The organism is Paraburkholderia sp. SIMBA_030, from assembly GCF_046535245.1.
GTDB lineage: Bacteria > Pseudomonadota > Gammaproteobacteria > Burkholderiales > Burkholderiaceae > Paraburkholderia.
Genome location: NZ_JAWRXB010000883.1, coordinates 1 through 260 on the forward strand (window position 1 = coordinate 1; position 260 = coordinate 260).

General features: G+C 55.8%; 1 pseudogene. It reads right to left on the reverse strand.

Annotated elements, in window-relative coordinates:
• Positions 1-65 precede the first annotated feature (65 nt).
• A pseudogene (locus tag SB772_RS42550) lies at positions 66-158 on the reverse strand (zinc-binding dehydrogenase); the annotation flags it as partial.
• Between the last annotated feature and the right edge of the window lie 102 nt (positions 159-260).

Consider the following 260-nt stretch of genomic DNA (forward strand, 5'->3'; position numbering starts at 1 on the left):
GTCGCTCTGGCCAACGGCGGCTGCATCACGGGGTGATTTTTCGCGCACCGGGCCCGGTCGCCCTATCAGATCTTGATGACAACCTTACCCTTTGCACGTCCAGTCTCGACGTAAGCCAAAGCCTCTCGTGTTGACCCGAACGGGAAAACCCGATCGATACGATGACCATTGGGGAAGCCCTCAATGTCGATGATGCATCAGATCGACGTAATGGGTATCAAGCCATCGGCTTGATCGTCCCTCGCTTGTGTTCCTGTGAT